Consider the following 19,940-nt stretch of genomic DNA (forward strand, 5'->3'; position numbering starts at 1 on the left):
GATCAGTAGCCCAGATTGCGGTCGACGAGGTGGAGGAAGGGTTTGCCTTCCTCCCCTCGTACAATGTTCTGGCAGATCACCTGGGCCGCAGTTGTCGGACGGGTTTCCGACGCGATATGCGGCGTGACGGTCACATTGGCGTGCGCCCAATACGGGTGTTCCGGCGGCAGGGGTTCCACGCGGAATACGTCTAACGTGGCGTGGGCAATGTGTCCTGAATCCAGTGCGGCCAGCAACGCGTCGTCGTCGATCAATGGACCGCGACCGGGATTGATGATCCGAGCGCCTTTGGGCAGCAAGGCCAAAGTGTCCGCATTCAGTGCGTTTTCCGTTGCGGGTGTGTCAGGCAGCAACAGGACAACGATCTCGGCATTGGACAACGCGGCGCGCAGACCTTTAACGCCATGCAGGCACGTTACCCCAGGGATGTCCTTTGCGGTTCTGCTCCAACCGGTCACTTTGAAATTCAGCGCGGCAAGCGCTGTTGCTGCGGCTTCTCCCAACGCACCAAGGCCCAGCACGCACACATTCCGTTCGCTGGCAAGCGGTGGGGCATCGGGTGTCCACACGCCGTCCTGCACGGTGATATAGCGGTCCATGCCCAGGTGATAGCGCAGCACGTGGCCGACGACCCACTCGGTCATGCCATGCATCAGCCCGTGGTCCACCATCCGGGCCAATGGCACGGTCAGCGTTTCGTTGCCCGCGATTTTTTCAACACCTGCCCAAAGACTCAGAACCGCCTTCAAACGTGTATAGGGTGAAAAATCCAGCAACCCGCTTGTCGGTGCATAGACAACATAGTCGACCTGATCAGGCGCAAACTCGGTTGCCAGACGGAAGTCCAGATCGGCCTGCCACAGCCCTTTTGTAAGTAGAGGTTCATACACGGGCCATTGTTCTGGGCGCGCGGAAAACAGGACGTTGACGGGCATGAGGGGCCTTTCAATTCAGCGAGGGCGGTGAATATGCGCGCTTTGAACAATGCCGAAGGCGGCCATCAGAACCAGCATGGCAGACCCTCCGTAGCTGACCATCGGTAGTGGTACACCCACAACCGGGGCAAGGCCCATGACCATTGACATGTTGACCGCGAAGAACAGGAAGAAGTTGAGCGCAACCCCCAAGGTGACCAAGGATGAGAACCGGTCCTTTGTCGCCAAAGCCGTAACCATGCAGAAGATAATAATCAGGGCGTAAAGGGTCAGCAAAGTGATGCCTCCGACAAACCCGAATTCCTCGGCCAACGTGGTAAAGATGAAGTCCGTGTGCTTTTCGGGCAGAAAGTTCAGGCGCGACTGCGTCCCTTGCATGAACCCGCGCCCGTTCCAGCCGCCTGACCCCAGCGCAATTTTCGACTGGGTAATGTGATAGCCTGCACCCAGCGGATCGGTGGAGGGATCAAGGAAAGTGTCTATTCGGCGGAACTGATAATCCTTGAGCAACTGCCAATCGGTGCCCCGACTGTTGAACACGGTCGCAATCAAGCCGACCACCGCCGCGATAACGGCGGCGAAATAAGCCCAGTGCACCCCAGCCAGGAACATCAGTCCCCCGCCCGCCGCCAACAACAGGATCGAGGTGCCCAGATCGGGTTGTTTCAGGACCATAGCCGTAGGGATCAGGATCAGGATGACCGGGATAAGCACCCAGAGCGGTCGCGATGTCTTATGGGAAGGCAACCAGTCGTAATAGGCGGCCAGAACCATGACCAGCGCAATCTTCATGACTTCGGAAGGCTGGAGCCTCATGAAACCAAGGTCGATCCAACGCTGCGCACCCATGCCGATGGTGCCGAAGAGTTCCACAAAAATTAGCAGAACGATCGAGCCGAGATAGGCCAAGACGGACATGTTGCGCCAGAACCAGATCGGTACCAACGCGATGATGAACATAACGGTCAGTCCCAGTCCGAACCGCTCAATCTGGGGTTCGGCCCAGGGCATCCAGGACCCGCCCGCGACCGAATACAGCATCAGGAATCCGGCGCTGGCGACGCTGATCAGCAACAAAGTCAGCGGCCAGTTCATATAGAGGAATTTGCGAAACCCTGTTGGCGTGGATTTGACGGCGTACTCAAGATAGCTCATGCGCGGTCCTTTTCATCAGGTCGCGCTTTGGGGCGGCGGTCGCCCTCAAGCCGTTTTTGTTGTTCCTTGATGCGGTCACGATCTGCAACCGGATAAGCCTCGAGCGGCGGGGTGCCGTTGTACAGAGCCTGCAGCATGATATCCCGCGCGACCGGGGCCGCTGCCTTGGATCCGCCACCGCCGTGTTCCACCACCACTGCCACGGCGTATTTCGGATTGTCGTACGGCGCATAGCTGACGAACAGCGCGTGGTCGCGCCGTTCCCACGGCAGGTCTTCGTTGCGGATTACACCAGCCGCGCGTTCGGCCTTGGTGATGTTGCGCACCTGGCTGGTCCCTGTCTTACCGGCCATGCGGAATTCATCATTGATGATGCGGCTGCGATAGGCGGTGCCAGCCCTGTCGTTTGAGACCGAGAACATCGCTTTGCGCACCTGATTCAGGTTGTACGGATTGACGTCCAGCGGCTCACCTGCTCCTGACGGTTCCTCGACGCCATTGACGGACCGCACCAAACGCGGCTTCACGGCCCGGCCTGTGGCAATCCTTGCCGTCATGACCGCAAGCTGTAGGGGCGAGGCCAGCATGAACCCTTGCCCGATCGAGGCATTCGCCGTGTCGCCTACCAGCCAGCCTTCACCATGGACCCGCTCTTTCCATTCCTGATTGGGGGCCAAACCGGCAGCGACAGCTGACATCGGGATGTCGTGCTTGACGCCCAGTCCGAACTTGCGCGCCATTTCAGAGATTTTGTCGATGCCGGTACGCACCGCGACATCGTAATAGTAGACGTCGCAGCTGCGCTTTAGCGACAAATTGAGATCCACTGTCCCATGCCCGCCACGTTTCCAGCAGTGGAAGCGGCGGCTACCGACCTTCAGGTGCCCAGGGCAATAGACGGTGTTGCCGGGGCTAACCACTCCGGCCTCAAGCGCGGCAAGAGCGGTGATCATCTTGAAGGTCGAACCCGGCGGGTAGGTGCCCTGAACCGTCTTGTTGGCCAGCGGGCGGTAGTTATTTTCAGTCAATGCCCGGTAATCCGCGACCGATATCCCGCGCACGAACAGGTTCGGGTCGAAACTGGGGGCAGAACTGATGGCCCGGATATCCCCGGTTTCGCAGTCGATGACGACTGCAGCCGCGCTTTCACCGGCCAGGCGCGCCTGGGCGTATTGCTGCAGGTCCGCATCAACGGACAATTGCAGATCGGCCCCTGCCTCGCCTTCTTGCCGGTCAAGCTCGCGCATGATGCGGCCTGTGGCGTTGACCTCGACACGTTTTGCGCCAGCTTTTCCGCGCAGGCTGATTTCCTGTTTGGACTCCAGACCGACCTTGCCGATCTGGAACCGGGGGATACGCAGCACCGGTTCGGGATCTTCGATCAGGCTGAGATCATAGTCACTGACCGGCCCGACGTAACCAACGACATGAGCGAAATCCTCGTAGCGGGGATACTGACGGGCCATGCCCACCTCAGGCGTAACGCCGGGCAGGGCGGGCGCATTGACAGCGACCTTGGAGATATCCTCCCACGTGACCTGATCGGCCAGTGTGACTGGCAGGAACGGGGCAGAACGGCGCATCTCGGTCTTGGCGCGATTAATCTCTTCCTGAGTCAGCGGGATAAGCTCTGAAAGTTTGGCGATGACTTTGTCGACGTCGCCCGCATCTTCGCGGACCATAACAATACGATAGGACTGCGTGTTTTGTCCGATGATCTGGCCGTTGCGGTCATAGATGCGCCCGCGCGTTGGCGGGATCAGGCGAATGTTGATCCGGTTTTCTTCGGCCAGCAGACGGTACTCGTCAGCCTGATCCACTTGCATAAAGCGCATTCGCGCTGCCAGGCCGCCGATAAACGCAGTCTGCAACCCACCCAGGATCAACGCGCGGCGCGGCAGGCGTTTATAGGCCAATCCTTGCGCTTTGGGATTGCGTTGTTTCATGCCCTGGCCCCTCTTGTGCCGGGGTCCGACACTGACACGCGCCGAACGCCAAGCACATTCTGGCTGAGAAGTACGACGAGAGGATAAACCGCAATTGTCAGAACCACTTGTATCACCACAGGACCCAAAGCTGCTTGCTGTACCGATAGAATAGCAAGAATGACACGGTTCAATATGAAAATTCCCGCGATCACCACAGCGGCCGTTGTCCATTCAGCCATAAACCCGGCGTCGCGCATTCCGGGCGCGGCCGAGCGCAGATACGACGATCCCAAAACCACAAGTGCTGCCAGCAGGCCCGGAGGTCGTTGCAGCAGCAAATCGGCCATCAGCATCACCGCAGCAACCAGAAAAATGGGAACGTATTCCGGTCGGCGAAGAACCCAGGCGAACGTTAAAGCAATAAGCATGTCCGGAAACGGCCACCGGTCCGGCTGTGTATCCAAAGGCAGAAGATGCAGGAACATAATCAGTAACGCCAGAAACACGTACAAACAGCGTTTGAGCCAAAGATGAGAGGTTTGCCTATCCATCGCCGACCTCCGGTGGGGTCAGGGCAGCCTCGGGTTGCCGTGGACCCACGATGCCGCCAGGATCCGAGATCACCGGCGCCAAGTGGAAGCGCAGAACGCGAAGGAATTCCAGTCGTTCGAAATCTGCGGAGAGGCGCACCCGCAAACGCCCGCCTGGGTCTTCGGTGATCTGCCCGATCAGCAACCCTCCGGGGAACACGCCGCCATCACCCGAGGTTACAACGCGGTCGCCGGGACGTACCAGTTCGCGGTTTTCCAGAAACTCCACCGACGGGGATTGCGTGTTGTCGCCGGTGATCAGAGCGGTTTGGCCAGACGGTTGAATCGTGGCAGGAATTGCACTGGATGCATCTGTCATCAGGATGACACGCGCGGTGTCGGGGCCAACGCCCGAGATACGCCCGACGACGCCAATCCCGTCCATGGTGGCCCAGCCGTCCCTGATCCCATCCCTTTCACCCACGTTCAGCAGGACCGACTGGCGGAAGGGCGAGCCGCTATCGGCCATGACCACCCCGGTGATATAGGTCAGGCGCGGATCAAGACGCACGTTGTTCAGGTCCAGAAGCCGGGCATTTTCCTGCTCCAGCTGCAACGCGGCCTCTTTCCAGGCGCGCATGATGCGCAATTCGCTGCGCAATTCCTGGTTCTGATCACTCAGCCGTTGGTAACTTTGGAAATCGCGCACCAGATTGACGGCGGCGGTGACAGGAACCATGGCCCATTCCATCGACGGCACAACTCTGTCCACGACCTGTGCGCGAAACCTTTCCACGCGCGGGCTGTCGATCCGCCAGATCAGAAAGATGCCTAGCAGACACAACACAACAATCCCCAGCAACAGGCGGCGCAAGGGGGTTGTGTATTCATCGCGCTGTGATCGGTCTTTTGCCACAGGACTCCTTCCCGTGCTGCTCGTGCCGAATTTACCCAATGTAGTAAAGGGTGCGCGCCTTAGCTTTCGTAGTCAATCGCGTGGCGCAGTTGTTTTTCGTATTCCAGCGCCTTGCCGGTGCCCAAAGCCACACAATTCAGGCTTTCGTCGGCTATCGACACGGCCAAGCCGGTCTGTTCGCGCAGGGCAAGGTCCAGATCGCCCAACAGTGCACCGCCGCCGGTCAGCATCACGCCCCGGTCCACAATGTCCGCCGCCAGATCAGGCGGAGTGGTTTCCAGTGCGGTCATTACCGCCTCGCAAATCTGCTGGACGGGTTCGGACAGCGCCTCGGCCACTTGGGCCTGGCTGATTTCAATTTCCTTGGGCACACCATTCAGCAGGTCGCGTCCGCGAATGTGCATCGACTGGCCGCGGCCGTCGTCGGGCATGCGCGCAGTGCCGATGGTGGTCTTGATCCGCTCGGCCGTGGATTCACCGACCAGCAGGTTCTGCTGGCGGCGCAAGTACGAGATGATCGCCTCATCCATACGGTCACCGCCGACGCGGACCGAGCGGGCATATACGATGTCACCCAGCGACAGAACAGCAACCTCGGTGGTACCCCCGCCGATATCGACAACCATGTTGCCGGTCGGGTCGGTGATGGGCATGCCCGCTCCAATCGCGGCAGCAATAGGTTCGGCAATCAGACCGGCGCGGCGGGCGCCTGCGGACAGAACCGACTGGCGGATCGCGCGTTTTTCAACAGGGGTCGCGCCGTGGGGGACGCAGACGATAATTTTTGGCTTCGAAAAAGTTGAACGCTTGTGCACTTTGCGGATGAAGTGCTTGATCATTTCCTCTGCAGTATCAAAGTCGGCAATCACGCCTTCGCGCATCGGGCGGATGGCTTCGATCGATCCGGGGGTCCGGCCCAGCATCAGCTTGGCGTCCTCGCCAACGGCCAGAACCTTTTTCACGCCGTCTTTGACGTGATACGCCACCACAGAGGGTTCAGAAAGGATAACACCGCGACCCTTGACGTAAACCAGCGTGTTCGCTGTACCAAGGTCGATAGCCATGTCCGCTGTGAACAGGCCGCCCAGATTGCCAAAGATCCCCATATTTTTCCCTGATCCTGTATGTCAGTTTTCTACTGCCCGCGACTCGACGGTTCCGGGACGGATGACTTATAGGGTGCCAACTCGCCCGGTAAAAGGGCTGATTCCGCGACAATCAGCACCTTTCCGCCTTAATTGCAGGGACTTTAGAAGGCATCATGCTCTCATATCAACATATTTACCACGCAGGTAACCTTGCGGACGTCCATAAGCACGCAATTTTGGCAGAAACGCTGGCCTATCTGACCCAAAAGGACAAACCGCTAAGCTATATCGAAACCCATTCGGGGCGCGGGCTGTACCAGTTGGACTCGGATCAGGCGGTTCAGACCGGTGAAGCAGCAGCGGGAATTGAACGTGCGTTGACCGAAGGCTGGTTTGACGCCGATCATCCCCTGAGCAGGGCCATTGCCGTTGTGCACGATCGGTATGGCAAAACGGCGTATCCGGGGTCGCCGCTGATCGCAGCGAGCCTGTTGCGTCCGCAGGACAAGATGAACCTTGCTGAATTGCATCCGCAGGAATATCGGGCGCTGAGCGACGCCATGATCACGACCGGTGCCCGGACCTATCAGCAGGATGGCATTGAACTAGCCCAGTCCCTTCTGCCGCCAACACCGCGCCGTGGCGTTTTGCTGATTGATCCAAGTTATGAAGTCAAATCCGATTATGACAGGCTGCCCGGCATCATCGCTTCGCTGAATCGGAAATGGAACGTGGGTGTCATCGCGCTGTGGTATCCGATACTGGCCAATGGACGGCATCAGGCCATGCGCGACGCTTTGGCGAAACGGGATTTCCCCAAAGTTTTGCATCACGAGGTGCGCTTTCCGGCCGCACGTGAAGGGCACGGTATGGTTGGTTCGGGCATGTTCGTCGTGAACGCGCCTTATGGTCTGAAGGAGTCCGCTAAAACGCTGGACGGCTTGTTCGGCAAACTTCGTTGAAGAAAAACCGGTGATTACACGGGATTTTGCCTGAAAGTGAACTTCTCAGGGGCAAAAACTGATGTGACAGCAATGGCTTTGTCGGAAGGTCCCGTTTTTCTGATGCGGGGATCTTGATTTTTAATATTGGCTCCGTAAATAAGTTGTCACATATGACAACGAACGGATTCGGATTACTTCGATGGACTTTCTAAGCCGCCATATCAGTGACTTTCACCTGAGTTACTGGGAAACTTTGATCAACGACTGGTTCTTTGTCTTCGCAATGGGCTTCCTGGCCTTCGAATTGGTCCGCTATGCCGTCGTCAAAAAACTGAACTGGCAGATGATGGGGGATACCGTCACCAACTTTATCACGCTGGTTTTCTTCATCGGAATCAGCTTTGTACTATTGGCCGGGTTTTACATCGGTGCATATGTCTGGGCTTCGCAATTTGCCGTGTTCGATATTCCGACAACATGGGCTTCGTTCATTATCGTGCTGATCCTTGCAGACCTGGCCTATTACTGGGAGCATCGAATCCTGCATCGGATCAACTTCCTTTGGGCCACGCATTCGGTTCACCATAGCTCTCCCTTCTTCAATATATCAGTGGCTTATCGCCATGGTCCGCTGGATGGCTTCTGGCCGTTGTTTTTCCATTTGCCGCTTGTGCTTTTGGGGTTCAACCCGTTCATGGTGCTGGTCGCGGAACTGCTGGTGCAGCTGTATCAGACGGCCCTGCATACCGAAGTTATCAAAAAGCTGTGGCGCCCGATTGAATACATCTTCAACACGCCGTCGCATCACCGCGTTCACCATGGATCAAACCCGAAATACCTGGACAAGAACTATGCTGGGATTCTGATCATCTGGGACCGCATGTTCGGAACGTTCGAGGACGAAAAGGAAGAGGTGGTTTATGGCCTCGTCAAACCGATCGACTCGATCAATCCCTTCGTCGCCTTCCTTCACGGCTTTGCCCGCTTGTTCAAGGATGTCCGGAACATGCCGGGGTTCGGCAACAAGCTGGGTGTTTTTTTCGGACCTCCGGGCTGGCAGCCAAAGAACGGCCGTAAACAGAGTAAACCCGCTAAGTAAGGCGTAGGAGCGCAAAAGATGCCATACAACACACAACGCATCGTGGCGGCCATCGTGACGGCAGGTCTGTTTGTCGGAGGCGCCTGGGTCGCCTCGGGGTTCACCACAGATATTGACCAAGCAGCGGCTTCCACCACAGGGACCTCGCAAGACAAGGGTCTGACCGTCAATCTGCATGGTGCGAGCAGCACCAAGGGCAACGTGATTGTCATGGCTTTTGACCAGGCGACGGCGTTCGACAACATGGATTACACCAAAGCTGCTGGTTATCTTGAAGCACCAGCGTCCGAGGACCCGCTCCGCTTCGACTTTCCCGACCTCCAGAGCGGGTATTTTGCTGTTATCGCGTTTCACGACGAAAACGAGGATTATGATCTGAACTATGACGCGAACTACATACCAACCGAAGGGTATGCAGTATCGGGGCTGAACGATCTCAACGATACGCCGGTGTATGACTACTCGTTGATCGGGACAGAAAAGCCAGCAGATCTGACCTTATTCTATTGGCCGTAATGCGGCTGGAGATAATAGAGAAGGGGCGGTCGACAATCGTCCGCCCCTTTTTTGTTCAAGTGAGATCTTTGTAGCTGATTTCCCGGGTATCTGCGCCCGGACCGGCCTTTTGTCGGCGCACGATCAGGCGGTTCAGCGCGTGGATATACGCCTTGGCCGAGGCCACGACTGTATCGGTGTTGGCGGATTGGCCGGTTGCGATCATGCCGTCCTCTTCCAGACGCACCGATACCGTGGCCTGCGCGTCCGTACCTTCGGTCACGGCGTGCACCTGATAAAGCTGCAGATGCGCCGTATTCGGATGCACAACTCGAATGGCGCGGAAGGCAGCGTCGACCGGGCCGTCGCCTTGTTCGGTGGCGATGATTTCCTTGCCGCCTACTTCCATCTCGATGGTGGCTTCGGCCTTGCCGACGGTTCCGCAGGTAACCTTCATCGAAACCAGTTGCAGGTGATCGTTGCCGTCGTCATCATCCAGCGTCATCAACGCGATCAGATCGTCGTCGAACACTTCTTTCTTACGGTCGGCCAGTTCCTTGAACCGAACGAAAATGTCCTTGAGCTGGTTGTCACCAACCTCATAACCCAGCGTGTTCAGCTTATCACGAAGCGCCGCACGGCCCGAGTGCTTGCCCAGCGGCAAAGACGTGCCGGACAGACCGATGTCTTCCGGGCGCATGATCTCAAAGTTTTCGCGGTTCTTCAGCATGCCGTCCTGGTGGATACCGCTTTCATGCGCGAAGGCGTTCTTGCCGACGATGGCTTTGTTGAACTGCACGTTGAAGCCCGACACCGTCGCGACCCGGCGCGAGATATGCATGATCTTGGTCGTGTCGATGCCGGTGTTCCAGGGCATGATGTCATTGCGTGTGCGCAGTGCCATCACCACCTCTTCCAGCGCGGTGTTACCGGCACGTTCGCCAAGGCCGTTGATGGTACATTCAATCTGACGTGCACCACCTGCAACAGCAGCCAGCGAGTTTGCGGTCGCCAGGCCAAGGTCGTTGTGGCAGTGGGTCGCGAAGACCACCTCATCCGCGCCCGGAACCGTTTCGATCAGACGTTTGATCAGATCGGCGGACTCCATCGGTGCCGTATAGCCGACCGTGTCAGGGATGTTGACCGTCGTCGCGCCAGCCTTGATCGCAATTTCGATCACGCGGCAGAGGTAATCCCATTCGGTCCGCGTAGCATCCATCGGCGACCACTGCACGTTTTCGCACAGATTGCGCGCGTGACTGACCGTTTCGTGAATTTTGTCGGCCATTTCGTCCTGCGTCAGGTTCGGAATGGCACGATGCAGCGGCGAGGTACCGATGAAGGTGTGGATGCGGCTTTTGCCAGCATGTTTCACAGCTTCCCAACAGCGGTCGATATCGGCGAAATTGGCGCGGGCCAAGCCGCAGATTCGGCTGTTCTTTGACCGTTCGGCAATTTCGGATACGGCCTTGAAGTCACCTTCGGAGGCAATTGGGAACCCCGCCTCGATAATATCAACGCCCATATCGTCCAACAGCTCGGCAATCTCCAGCTTTTCCGAATGGGTCATGGTTGCGCCGGGGCTTTGCTCGCCATCGCGCAGGGTTGTGTCAAAGATCAAGACGCGGTCTTGGTCGGTCACGTTGGTCATGGGATTCTCTTTCTTCTTCTGTCCTAAAGCCTATGGCGCGCGGGCGTCCTCCTCTGAGCGGGCGCGCCGGATGGCACGCTCAGAGGCGGATTAGGATCAGTAGGCCACGCAGCGACGCACCGCGAAGGGCGGTGTCGGCAATCAGGATATCTGCGCGGTTGATCATGGGGTTGAGGTTATACATTGCGCGGCGGGAATGAAAAGAACGAATTTTCCTCCGGCATATGAAGAGATTTCTTTTTTCCCACATGTGTTGATCACGCATTGCCGACGGCTAGTTCAACCCGCATGGAAACAGCACTTATCATCGGCGCCTCGGGTGGGATCGGAGGTGCAATTGCCAACCGGCTTCGGCAACAGTCGGTCGACGTCACCACATTGTCCCGGTCACAGGACGGATTTGATTTGACCGACCCCGAGATCGTAGATCGGACGCTGGCGGGCGTTTCCGGTCCGTTCGACCTGATCCTGGTCGCGGCTGGCGCTCTTGAGGTTAATGGTGCCACCCCCGAGAAAACCATCAGACTGCTATCCGCTCCGGCGATGATGGATCAGTTCGCGCTGAATGCGGTCGGACCTGCGTTAGTTCTTGCGCATGCCGCGCGCTTGCTGCCGCGCGACCGGCGCGCCGTCTTTGCCGTGTTGTCTGCGCGAGTGGGGTCGATTGGTGACAACCGGCTTGGTGGATGGATCAGTTATCGGGCGTCCAAGGCGGCGCTGAACCAGATTGTCCGCACATCCGCGATCGAGCTTGCCCGGAGCCATAAACAGGCGATCTGCGTCGCCTTGCACCCCGGTACGGTCACGACGGCATTCACCCGGAAATATGTCGGGCGGCACCCTGCGGTTGCGCCTGATGAGGCCGCCCGGAACCTGCTATCCGTATCAGCCGCGTTAAATGCGGTTGATACGGGTGGGTTTTTTGACTGGGCGGGAAAGCCAGTGCCCTGGTAGCTTGATTACCCGTCAGAGGCGGATGTATCAGGCTCGGTTTCGGTATCCGTCGCGTCGGGCGCACTTACGTTCTCACTGGGCAGGACCCCGTTTTCCCAAACGCCGGTTTCTTCCAGGCCATTGGCATAACGCATCGTGCCATTGCCGTGGCGTTTGTTATCCAGAAAGGTGCCTTCGTACACGTCGCCGGTGGCATAGGTTGCCACACCCTGACCACTGATTTTGCCTTCGGCCCAGCCGCCGGTATAGCTGAATCCGCGTGGGGTTTTTATAGTTCCCTCGCCGTGACGCTGACCGTCTTGGAAATCACCTTCATAGGATGTTCCGTCAGGAAAAGTTGCTTTGCCTTTACCCTGACGCGCGCCATCTACCCAGTCGCCTTCGTACCGATACCCGTTAGCGAATGTCAGAACGCCCGTGCCATGGCTCAGACCGTTCTTGAACTGTCCTTGGTAAACAACACCGTTGGGATACGTGGCCTTACCGTTGCCCTCAAAGATGCCAGCCGTCCATTCGCCGTCATAGACGGTGCCATCCGGATAGGTCTGAACGCCTTTGCCATGCGGCAAATCTGCGCTGAAATCACCGGTATAGGTCGCGCCATCAGGATAGGTGACCTCACCCAGTCCTTCGATCTGGCCGTCCACCCATTCGCCGGTGTAATCAAACCCGTCGGTCCCAAGAAAGCGTCCTTTTCCGTGGCGGCGGTCATCGGCATATTCGCCCTCATAAGTCGCACCGTTGGCATAGGTGGCCTTGCCATTGCCCTGACGGCGGCCATCAACCAGATCGCCCTCGTAAAGGTCGCCATTGGCCTGCAACAAGCGGCCCTTGCCGGTCATGCTGTCCTGAGACCAATCACCGGTATATGTCATGCCATCCGGAACTGTCAGAGTACCCTGGCCATCGCGCAAGCCGTTGTTGATTTGCCCTTCGTAGATGCTGCCTTGCGTCGAGGTGATTTTGCCCTCGCCGTGCTTGACGCCATCCTTCCAGTCGCCATCGTAGACGTAACCGCTGGGGTCGGTCAGGACGCCTTTGCCGTGATAGCGGGCGTCTTTGAAGCTGCCCTCGTAACGGACGCCGTTGGTGTATTTTGCAATTCCGGTTCCGTTGATTGACCCTTCGGCCCAGTCCCCCTCATAGCTGCCGCCGTCGGGGTAGATGATCTTGCCCTGCCCCTCGGGTTGCCCCTTCGCGAACATCCCCTCATAGACCGAGCCGTTGACATAGCGCGCTATGCCGTTGCCTTGAATTTCGCCTTCGACCCATTCGCCGACATATTCGAACCCGTTCGGCAGGCGGTAAGTGCCTTCGCCGTGGCGCAGGCCGTTCAGGAAAGTGCCCTCGTACACGCCGCCAACATCATCATCCGCAACGATAACCTGCCCGTCCTGCGCAAAGGCGGATGTGGCCAGCAAAGCCATCGCCGTGGCGGCCAAAGAAATGCGGATAGCGTTCATGGTTTTTCCTGCCTTGCCCGGTTGTCACGTTTTAAAGCAAAACTAAGATACCCGTGCGGACAGAGCAACGTGTTTTGCCGCATTTGACTTTCACTCGCGGTGCGATCTGCTAAATGGCATTAGGACTGACGAGGGCAAGAGGGCAGCATGGCCAACCGTTTCCGCATTACTCTGGCACAACTCAATCCCGTTGTTGGGGACATCCAAGGCAATTTGGACAAGGCGCTTGCGGCGTGGGAGCAGGGGCGCGAATCTGGTGCCGACCTTGTGGCTTTCCCCGAAATGTTCATAACCGGTTACAACACCCAGGACCTGGTGATGAAGCCGGTGTTCCATCAGGCGGCCATGGCGGCGGTTCAGTCGCTGGCTGCGCAATGTGCCGATGGCCCTGCCATTGCAATTGGTGGTCCATGGACGGAAGACGGCAAGCTTTTTAATGCCTACCTGATCCTCAAGGGTGGTCGCATCGGCAGCAAGGTGCTGAAACATCACCTTCCGAATGAAACCGTGTTCGACGAGGTGCGCCTGTACGACGCGGGCCCGTTGGGGGGGCCGTACTCGGTTGGCAACTCGCGGATCGGTAGCCCGATTTGCGAAGACAGCTGGCACCCGGATGTTTCGGAAACACTGGAAGAGACCGGGGCCGAGTTTCTGCTGATCCCCAATGGTTCACCTTACTTCCGCAACAAATATGATGTGCGCCTGAACCATATGGTCGCCCGTGTGGTCGAGACCGGTTTACCGCTGATCTATCTGAACATGGTGGGCGGTCAGGACGATCAGGTCTTTGATGGCGCGACTTTCGGCCTGAATCCGGGCGGAGAACTGGCCTTTCGAATGCCGGTCTTCGATGAGGCCGTAACACATGTCGATTTGGAGCGCGGTGATGAGGGTTGGCGTATTGTGCCTGCTGAAGTTGTGCCGCAGCCGGATGAATGGGAGCAGGACTATCGCGCTATGGTCCAATCCCTGCGCGATTACATGGGCAAGACCGGGTTCAAAAAGGCGTTGTTGGGGCTGTCGGGTGGAGTGGACTCGGCGTTGGTCGCGGCAATTGCTGTTGATGCAATCGGTGCGGAAAACGTCCGTTGCGTGATGCTGCCGTCGGAATACACCAGCCAGGCCTCGCTAGATGACGCTGAAGCCGTCGCCAAGGCGCTGGGCGTGCATTACGACTATGTTCCGATCTCGGACAGTCGGGCGGCGGTGACAGACACTCTGGCCTCGTTGTTTGCGGGCCGCGAGGCGGGTTTGACCGAGGAAAACGTCCAATCCCGCCTGCGCGGTTTGCTGCTGATGGCGATCTCGAACAAGTTTGGCGAAATGCTGCTGACCACGGGCAACAAGTCCGAGGTGGCTGTGGGTTACGCGACCATCTATGGCGACATGAATGGCGGCTATAACCCGATCAAGGATCTGTATAAAACGCGCGTGTTCGAAACATGCCGCTGGCGCAATGCCAATCACCGTGACTGGATGATGGGCCCCGAAGGTGAGGTGATCCGACCGTCGGTCATTGATAAACCCCCCAGTGCTGAGCTGCGCGAAGACCAGAAAGACAGTGACAGCCTGCCGGACTACCCGGAACTGGACGCGATCCTGGAAATCCTGGTCGACCGCGATGGCTCGATCGCTGATTGCGAAGCAGCAGGATTCGAAGCAGATGTCGCCCGTCGCGTAGAGCATCTGATCTATATCAGCGAATATAAGCGGTTTCAGTCCGCACCAGGTACGCGCTTGACCAAGCGAGCCTTCTGGCTGGACCGCAGATACCCGATTGTGAATCGTTGGCGTGATCGGTCTTGAGCTGAAACCACGCGTTTTTTTGAGTCTCTGATCGTTTCCAAAAAGGGGTGCTTGAGGACGCGCTTTTATTCATTGTCCCTATGACGGGGACAGTGCATATCTAGATTCGGCTTAGGCCGTTTAACACGCTTGAAATCAGGACATTTTTCTGACACATTTTAGCTTAATTGCCGCCTCATGTGGGGCAGATGCGGCGCATTCTTAAGTGGCTCGATGTTCATGATCGAGTTTTGTTTGTTACGCATCGTGAATTGCGTGTCTGTGTTAACGATTTGGTGTGAAAATGCGTGAGCAATACGATAGACCACTCCACTCGCCACCTCCGTGGCGTTCGATGGAAACCAAGGGTCATGAACTAGACGAAGATCAGGTTGATTCTGCCATTGCCGACCTTTTGGGGGCTGAGATGTCGTCAGAGCAAAAATCGGAACCAGCGGAATCTGTGGCCTCTTCGGTTCTGCCTGAACTGCCTTCACAAGAAAGCATGGGCGAAGATTTGGCCAGCAACGATGCCGGATTGACAGCCACATTGCGTCAGAAGTGGGCTGAACTCTGCGGCGCGGCTTAACGGCTTGGACCTGTTGAATCCAACAGTGCCAGAGATCATTCTGGCACTATAACCACAGCTTGTAAAAATTGTGATCCATGCATCAGGCGGTATGTTGCCTATTGCCTGATACCGCGCATTCATTGCAGTCCGAGCAATGAAGTAAGAGCGGCGGATGCCCGGTCCAAAACCAACTCCTGTAGAACCTGATCTGCATCTGCCCAAGTCTGTTGACGTTGTGGTCATAGGCGGCGGAATCATCGGCGCATCAACAGCTTTAGAGCTGTCAGAGCGGGGCGCGTCAGTCTTGCTGTGCGAAAAAGGCCATATTGCGGGCGAACAAAGTTCGCGAAACTGGGGATGGGTGCGTTTGGGGCTGCGGGACCCTCGGGAAATCCCGCTCATGCTAGAAGCGCAGCAGATCTGGCAGGATCTGGATCAACGCACAGGGCGCCAAACCGGATTTGCGCGTTCCGGCATCCTTTTTGGCGCCTCGGGGAAGCGGGATCATGCAAATCTTGAACGCTGGATGCGCCATGTTGAAGGTCTGCACACTGGCGCTGAGATGGTTTCGGGTGCTGAACTGGATGGCTTGCTGCCCGACAATCAATCGGGGTTGAAAGTTGCCCTGCACATGCCACGGGATGGACGGGCTGAACCGCAATGGGCCGCCCCTGCGATCGCTGAAGCCGCACGAGACAAAGGGGCGTGCCTGATGACCAACTGCGCAGTGCGCAGCGTTGATGTCGAGAACGGTTATGTCTCAGGTGTGTTTACCGAACGTGGTCGGGTGGCTTGTGCACGGGTGGTTCTTGCCGGAGGCGCGTGGTCGCGGCTGTTTGCGGGCAATGCGGGGATTGACCTGCCACAGCTTAAGGTTCTCAACACGGTCCTACGCACTTCACTGGTGAATGGGCCGGAAACAGCAATATGGTCAGATGACTTCGCGATGCGAAAAAGGGCCGATGGCGGTTATACAATTGCATCCGGGCACGAGAATACGGTTGATATTGTCCCGGATAGTTTTCGGCTTGCGCTGCAGTTTGTTCCGGCGTTCCGACAGGAATGGCGATCCTTGCGTTTCAGGCTGTCCAAACGCTGGGCGGCAGAGGCCGGTGAGGACCGAACATGGTTGCACACCGACGTCACGCCATTCGAACATTGCCGTGTGCTGGATCCTGAGCCCTCGGCCAAGGTCTTGAGGCGGACATGGGCGCGCGCGCGCAAAGGGTTCCCGGTGCTGGAGCAGGCAGAGATCGTTCAAAGCTGGGCAGGTTTGATCGACGTCACCCCGGACGCCATTCCGGTAATATCTTCAGTCGATACCATGCCAGGGATGTTCATCGCCACGGGGTTTTCAGGTCATGGATTTGGGATCGGCCCCGGAGCGGGGCGTTTAATGGCCGATCTGGTTTGTGAAACCACGCCATGCGTTGATCCGGCCGCCTTTCGCCTGTCCCGATTTACGGATGGTTCAAAGGTGCGGCCGGATCCGGGATACTAGGGTACTATCCCATCATCTGGTAGCTGACCGGCACAAAGCGGAACCCGTCGCCACGGGGTTCAACGAAGCCAGCTGCCGGGAATGGCATGTGATAGCCGATCATCGGAACCTTGTCGGCGGCCAGCATGCCCAGCACGTCGCGGCGCGATGCCGTGGCGGCTGCTTTGTCCATGTCAAAACGGACTTCCCATTCCGGATGGGCAAAGGACCAGACATAGTGGTTTGCCAGATCGGCGGTCAGAACCAGACGCTGCCCGTTGCTTTCCAGATGATACACCGTGTGGCCAGGCGTATGGCCATAAGCTGCAACAGCGGTGATGCCCGATGAGACTTCGCCGCCATTTTCAACAAAGGTCATCTTCTCGGCCAAAGGTGTGACCTTTGCCGCGACCAGATCTCCGACACGATTGCCTGCGTCCTGCGCCGCCCAGAAGTCATATTCCGGAGAGGAGGTAACATAGCGCGCGTTCGGGAAGGTCGGCGCGTCATTGGTGGTCATGCCGCCGATATGATCGGGATGCATATGGGTGATGACGACGACATTGATTTGATCCGGTGTCACACCTGCATCGGCCAATGCCGCCTGAATTCCACCTTGCCCCAACCCCGTGTCGAACAGGACCAGCTCAGACCCGGTGTTAACCAGAGTCGGGGTAAAGAAGAACTGCGCGACATCTGGTGAGATGAAATTGTCTGCTGAGACTTTTGCGAAGTCTTCATCCGACGCTCCACCGCCAAAGATTTCCTGGGCGCCATCGCGCGGCAGGCTGCCATCCAGCAGTGTCGTTACGGTGAAATCGCCCAACGCAAAGGATTTGGCGATGGTTGAGTTTGCCTTGGCCTCGGCTCCGGCTGCCAGAACCGGCGCTGCGGCTGCGGCAAAGGGCAAAGCTGCCGCGGTTCCTAGTGCCGCGCGGCGTGTCAATTTGATGGTCATATTGGTTCTCCCTGTCAGAACACCATTCGGTGAGTTTAGGTCTGCGCAAGTCTCTTGCCAGTTTATACACAAATCAAATGGGCTGCGTGGATGAACATTACGTGTTAATTTTTGTTTATGGCGCGATCTGGGAATAAAACCGCCCCCACAGGGCAAAGCGTCGAGGGCTTTTTGGCGGCTGTTCAACCGGCGAAGAAGGCAGATGATGCGCGGGCGTTGGATGCCCTCTTTCGGCACGCGACCGGGTTTGAACCTGTTATGTGGGGTGCGTCGATTGTGGGCTATGGTCGATACCATTATCGCTACAAGTCCGGGCGCGAAGGAGAGTTTCTGGCAACCGGGTTTTCCCCGCGCAAAACGGCTCTGTCGATCTACATCATGCCCGGCTATGCAGATTTCGGGGATATTCTGTCACGACTGGGTAAACACAAGCTGGGCAAGTCCTGTCTCTATGTGAACAAGCTGGCGGATATTGACACGAATGTTCTGTCTGAACTGATCTGCGCCGGGTTAAAGGACTTGGATCGGCACTGGCCGGTCCAGCCGACCTGAACGCCTTTGCTGGACAATTGGCCAATCCTGTGACAAGAGCCGCGCCAACAGGAGACACCTATGACAACCACCCGTTTTGCCCCGTCGCCCACCGGTTACATCCACGTGGGCAACCTGCGCACCGCCTTGATGAACTATCTGATCGCCCGCAAAGCAGGCGGCACGTTCATCTTGCGGATTGACGACACCGATCCAGAGCGGTCGAAAGAAGAGTATGTCGACGCAATCAAACAGGACATGGAGTGGCTGGGCCTGCATTGGGACAAGGTCGAGCGACAGTCCGAGCGTTTGGACCGTTACGCAGAGGCTGCTGACAAGTTGCGCGAAATGGGCCGTTTCTATGAGGCATTCGAGACGCCCACCGAGCTGGACCTCAAGCGTAAGAAACAACTGAACATGGGCAAGCCGCCGGTCTATGACCGCGCGGCGCTGAACCTCAGCGATGCTGAGAAAGAAGCGCTGCGGGCTGAACGCGGCAATGGTGTCTGGCGCTTCAAGCTGGATCATGAGCGGATTGAGTGGAATGACGGCATTCTGGGCGACATCTCGATCGATGCGGCATCCGTGTCCGATCCGGTTCTGATCCGAGGCGACGGTCAGGTTCTCTATACGATTGCGTCTGTGGTGGATGACACCGAAATGGGCGTCACCGATGTGGTGCGCGGCTCGGACCATGTGACCAACACCGCGACCCAGATTCAGATCATCGAGGCGCTGGGCGGCACGTGCCCGCGCTTTGCGCATCACTCGTTGTTGACCGGTCCTCAAGGAGAGGCCCTGTCAAAACGGTTGGGCACGCTTGCCCTGCGTGATCTGCGTGAACAGGGCGTGCAGCCGATGGCGTTGCTGAGCCTGATGGCGCGTCTGGGCTCCTCCGACCCGGTTGAGCTGCGCTCGGAAATGGCGGAACTGATTGAAGGCTTCGATGTGAACCGTTTCGGGGCCGCGCCGACCAAGTTCGATGTGCAGGACCTGTTCCCGCTGACGGCAAAGCATTTGCAGTCCCTGCCTTTGGCCGACGTGGCCGAGGCCGTGGCTGATGCTGGTGTTCCTGCCGATCTGGCCGAACCCTTCTGGGCGATGGCACGCGAGAACATCACCACTTTGGCTGATCTCAAGGGCTGGTGGGAACTGTGTCGCGATGGGGCTGAGCCGCTGATCGCGGATGAGGACCGTGAGTTTATCGCCGAGGCTATGGCGCTGCTGCCTGAAGGTTCGTTCGATGGCGAAACCTGGGGCAAATGGACCAGCACGGTCAAAGAAGCGACCGGCCGTAAGGGCAAAGGGCTGTTCATGCCGCTGCGCAAGGCGCTGACCGGCATGGAGCGGGGGCCTGAGATGGCCACTCTGTTGCCACTGCTGCAGGTGATCCGCGCAAAAGCTTGAACGTATTGCAGAGAATGAGGAAAGGCGGGGTCGTTCGATCCCGCCTTTTT

Annotated in this window: 18 protein-coding genes; 9 read left to right on the forward strand and 9 right to left on the reverse strand. The window is 57.7% G+C overall.

All coding sequences use genetic code 11. From position 1 onward, the window contains the following. Positions 1-2 precede the first annotated feature (2 nt). From AC2FID_RS14025 to AC2FID_RS14050, 6 genes are read right to left on the reverse strand one after another with little or no spacing between them, the layout of a single operon-like run. Positions 3-935: a 2-hydroxyacid dehydrogenase gene (locus AC2FID_RS14025; RefSeq protein WP_496837335.1), complete on the reverse strand. Its 933-nt coding sequence runs from the start codon at positions 933-935 to the stop codon at positions 3-5. Positions 936-950: 15 nt separating this feature from the next. Continuing rightward, positions 951-2,090, reverse strand: coding sequence for a rod shape-determining protein RodA (rodA, locus tag AC2FID_RS14030; RefSeq protein ID WP_496756368.1), 1,140 nt, complete (start codon positions 2,088-2,090; stop codon positions 951-953). Next, positions 2,087-4,036 (reverse strand): penicillin-binding protein 2, encoded by a 1,950-nt coding sequence (gene mrdA, locus AC2FID_RS14035; RefSeq protein ID WP_496767446.1) that lies wholly within the window; start codon positions 4,034-4,036, stop codon positions 2,087-2,089. The genes rodA and mrdA overlap by 4 nt, the downstream gene beginning before the upstream one ends. Continuing rightward, positions 4,033-4,569, reverse strand: a complete 537-nt coding sequence (locus tag AC2FID_RS14040; RefSeq protein WP_282120150.1) for a rod shape-determining protein MreD — start codon at positions 4,567-4,569, stop codon at positions 4,033-4,035. Before AC2FID_RS14040 ends, mrdA begins: the two co-directional genes overlap by 4 nt. Further along, positions 4,562-5,464, reverse strand: a complete 903-nt coding sequence (mreC, locus tag AC2FID_RS14045; RefSeq protein ID WP_496837337.1) for a rod shape-determining protein MreC — start codon at positions 5,462-5,464, stop codon at positions 4,562-4,564. The genes AC2FID_RS14040 and mreC overlap by 8 nt, the downstream gene beginning before the upstream one ends. A gap of 59 nt (positions 5,465-5,523) precedes the next feature. Further along, a complete protein-coding gene (locus AC2FID_RS14050) occupies positions 5,524-6,570 on the reverse strand; it encodes a rod shape-determining protein (RefSeq protein ID WP_039523195.1) in 1,047 nt (348 codons plus the stop codon). Positions 6,571-6,725: 155 nt separating this feature from the next. On the opposite strand from AC2FID_RS14050, the gene AC2FID_RS14055 reads away from it, so the two are divergent. The 3 genes from AC2FID_RS14055 (at position 6,726) to AC2FID_RS14065 (ending at position 9,111) form a co-directional block, all read left to right on the forward strand. Beyond that, a complete protein-coding gene (locus AC2FID_RS14055; RefSeq protein WP_496837339.1) occupies positions 6,726-7,514 on the forward strand; it encodes a 23S rRNA (adenine(2030)-N(6))-methyltransferase RlmJ in 789 nt (262 codons plus the stop codon). Positions 7,515-7,695: 181 nt separating this feature from the next. Then, a complete protein-coding gene (locus AC2FID_RS14060) occupies positions 7,696-8,595 on the forward strand; it encodes a sterol desaturase family protein (RefSeq protein ID WP_496837341.1) in 900 nt (299 codons plus the stop codon). Between the two features lie 18 nt (positions 8,596-8,613). Beyond that, positions 8,614-9,111, forward strand: coding sequence for a DUF2141 domain-containing protein (locus AC2FID_RS14065; protein WP_496837343.1), 498 nt, complete (start codon positions 8,614-8,616; stop codon positions 9,109-9,111). Positions 9,112-9,166: 55 nt separating this feature from the next. On the opposite strand, the gene AC2FID_RS14070 is transcribed toward AC2FID_RS14065, so the two are convergent. Further along, positions 9,167-10,741 (reverse strand): 2-isopropylmalate synthase, encoded by a 1,575-nt coding sequence (locus AC2FID_RS14070; protein ID WP_496756358.1) that lies wholly within the window; start codon positions 10,739-10,741, stop codon positions 9,167-9,169. A gap of 288 nt (positions 10,742-11,029) precedes the next feature. Between AC2FID_RS14070 and AC2FID_RS14075 the strand changes: the two genes are divergently transcribed. Further along, positions 11,030-11,695 (forward strand): SDR family NAD(P)-dependent oxidoreductase, encoded by a 666-nt coding sequence (locus AC2FID_RS14075; RefSeq protein WP_496756356.1) that lies wholly within the window; start codon positions 11,030-11,032, stop codon positions 11,693-11,695. Positions 11,696-11,700: 5 nt separating this feature from the next. On the opposite strand, the gene AC2FID_RS14080 is transcribed toward AC2FID_RS14075, so the two are convergent. After that, entirely contained in the window at positions 11,701-13,158 is a 1,458-nt protein-coding gene (locus AC2FID_RS14080) for an MORN repeat-containing protein (protein WP_496698840.1), read from the reverse strand. Positions 13,159-13,305: 147 nt separating this feature from the next. Between AC2FID_RS14080 and AC2FID_RS14085 the strand changes: the two genes are divergently transcribed. The 3 genes from AC2FID_RS14085 (at position 13,306) to AC2FID_RS14095 (ending at position 17,015) form a co-directional block, all read left to right on the forward strand. Beyond that, entirely contained in the window at positions 13,306-14,964 is a 1,659-nt protein-coding gene (locus AC2FID_RS14085; RefSeq protein WP_496837345.1) for an NAD+ synthase, read from the forward strand. 334 nt (positions 14,965-15,298) lie between these two features. Beyond that, entirely contained in the window at positions 15,299-15,532 is a 234-nt protein-coding gene (locus tag AC2FID_RS14090; RefSeq protein WP_496761099.1) for a hypothetical protein, read from the forward strand. A 154-nt stretch (positions 15,533-15,686) separates the two neighbouring features. Continuing rightward, positions 15,687-17,015, forward strand: a complete 1,329-nt coding sequence (locus tag AC2FID_RS14095) for an NAD(P)/FAD-dependent oxidoreductase (protein ID WP_282120159.1) — start codon at positions 15,687-15,689, stop codon at positions 17,013-17,015. Between the two features lie 4 nt (positions 17,016-17,019). On the opposite strand, the gene AC2FID_RS14100 is transcribed toward AC2FID_RS14095, so the two are convergent. Further along, entirely contained in the window at positions 17,020-17,952 is a 933-nt protein-coding gene (locus AC2FID_RS14100) for an MBL fold metallo-hydrolase (RefSeq protein ID WP_282152421.1), read from the reverse strand. Between the two features lie 117 nt (positions 17,953-18,069). On the opposite strand from AC2FID_RS14100, the gene AC2FID_RS14105 reads away from it, so the two are divergent. Both AC2FID_RS14105 and gltX read left to right on the forward strand, forming a co-directional pair. Further along, the gene (locus AC2FID_RS14105) at positions 18,070-18,504 is read left to right on the forward strand and encodes a DUF1801 domain-containing protein (protein ID WP_496837347.1); all 435 of its coding nucleotides are present in this window, start codon (positions 18,070-18,072) and stop codon (positions 18,502-18,504) included. Positions 18,505-18,564: 60 nt separating this feature from the next. Then, positions 18,565-19,890: a glutamate--tRNA ligase gene (gene gltX, locus AC2FID_RS14110; RefSeq protein WP_282169764.1), complete on the forward strand. Its 1,326-nt coding sequence runs from the start codon at positions 18,565-18,567 to the stop codon at positions 19,888-19,890. Positions 19,891-19,940 lie beyond the last annotated feature (50 nt).

The organism is Ruegeria sp. CDSC068 (genome assembly GCF_059610545.1).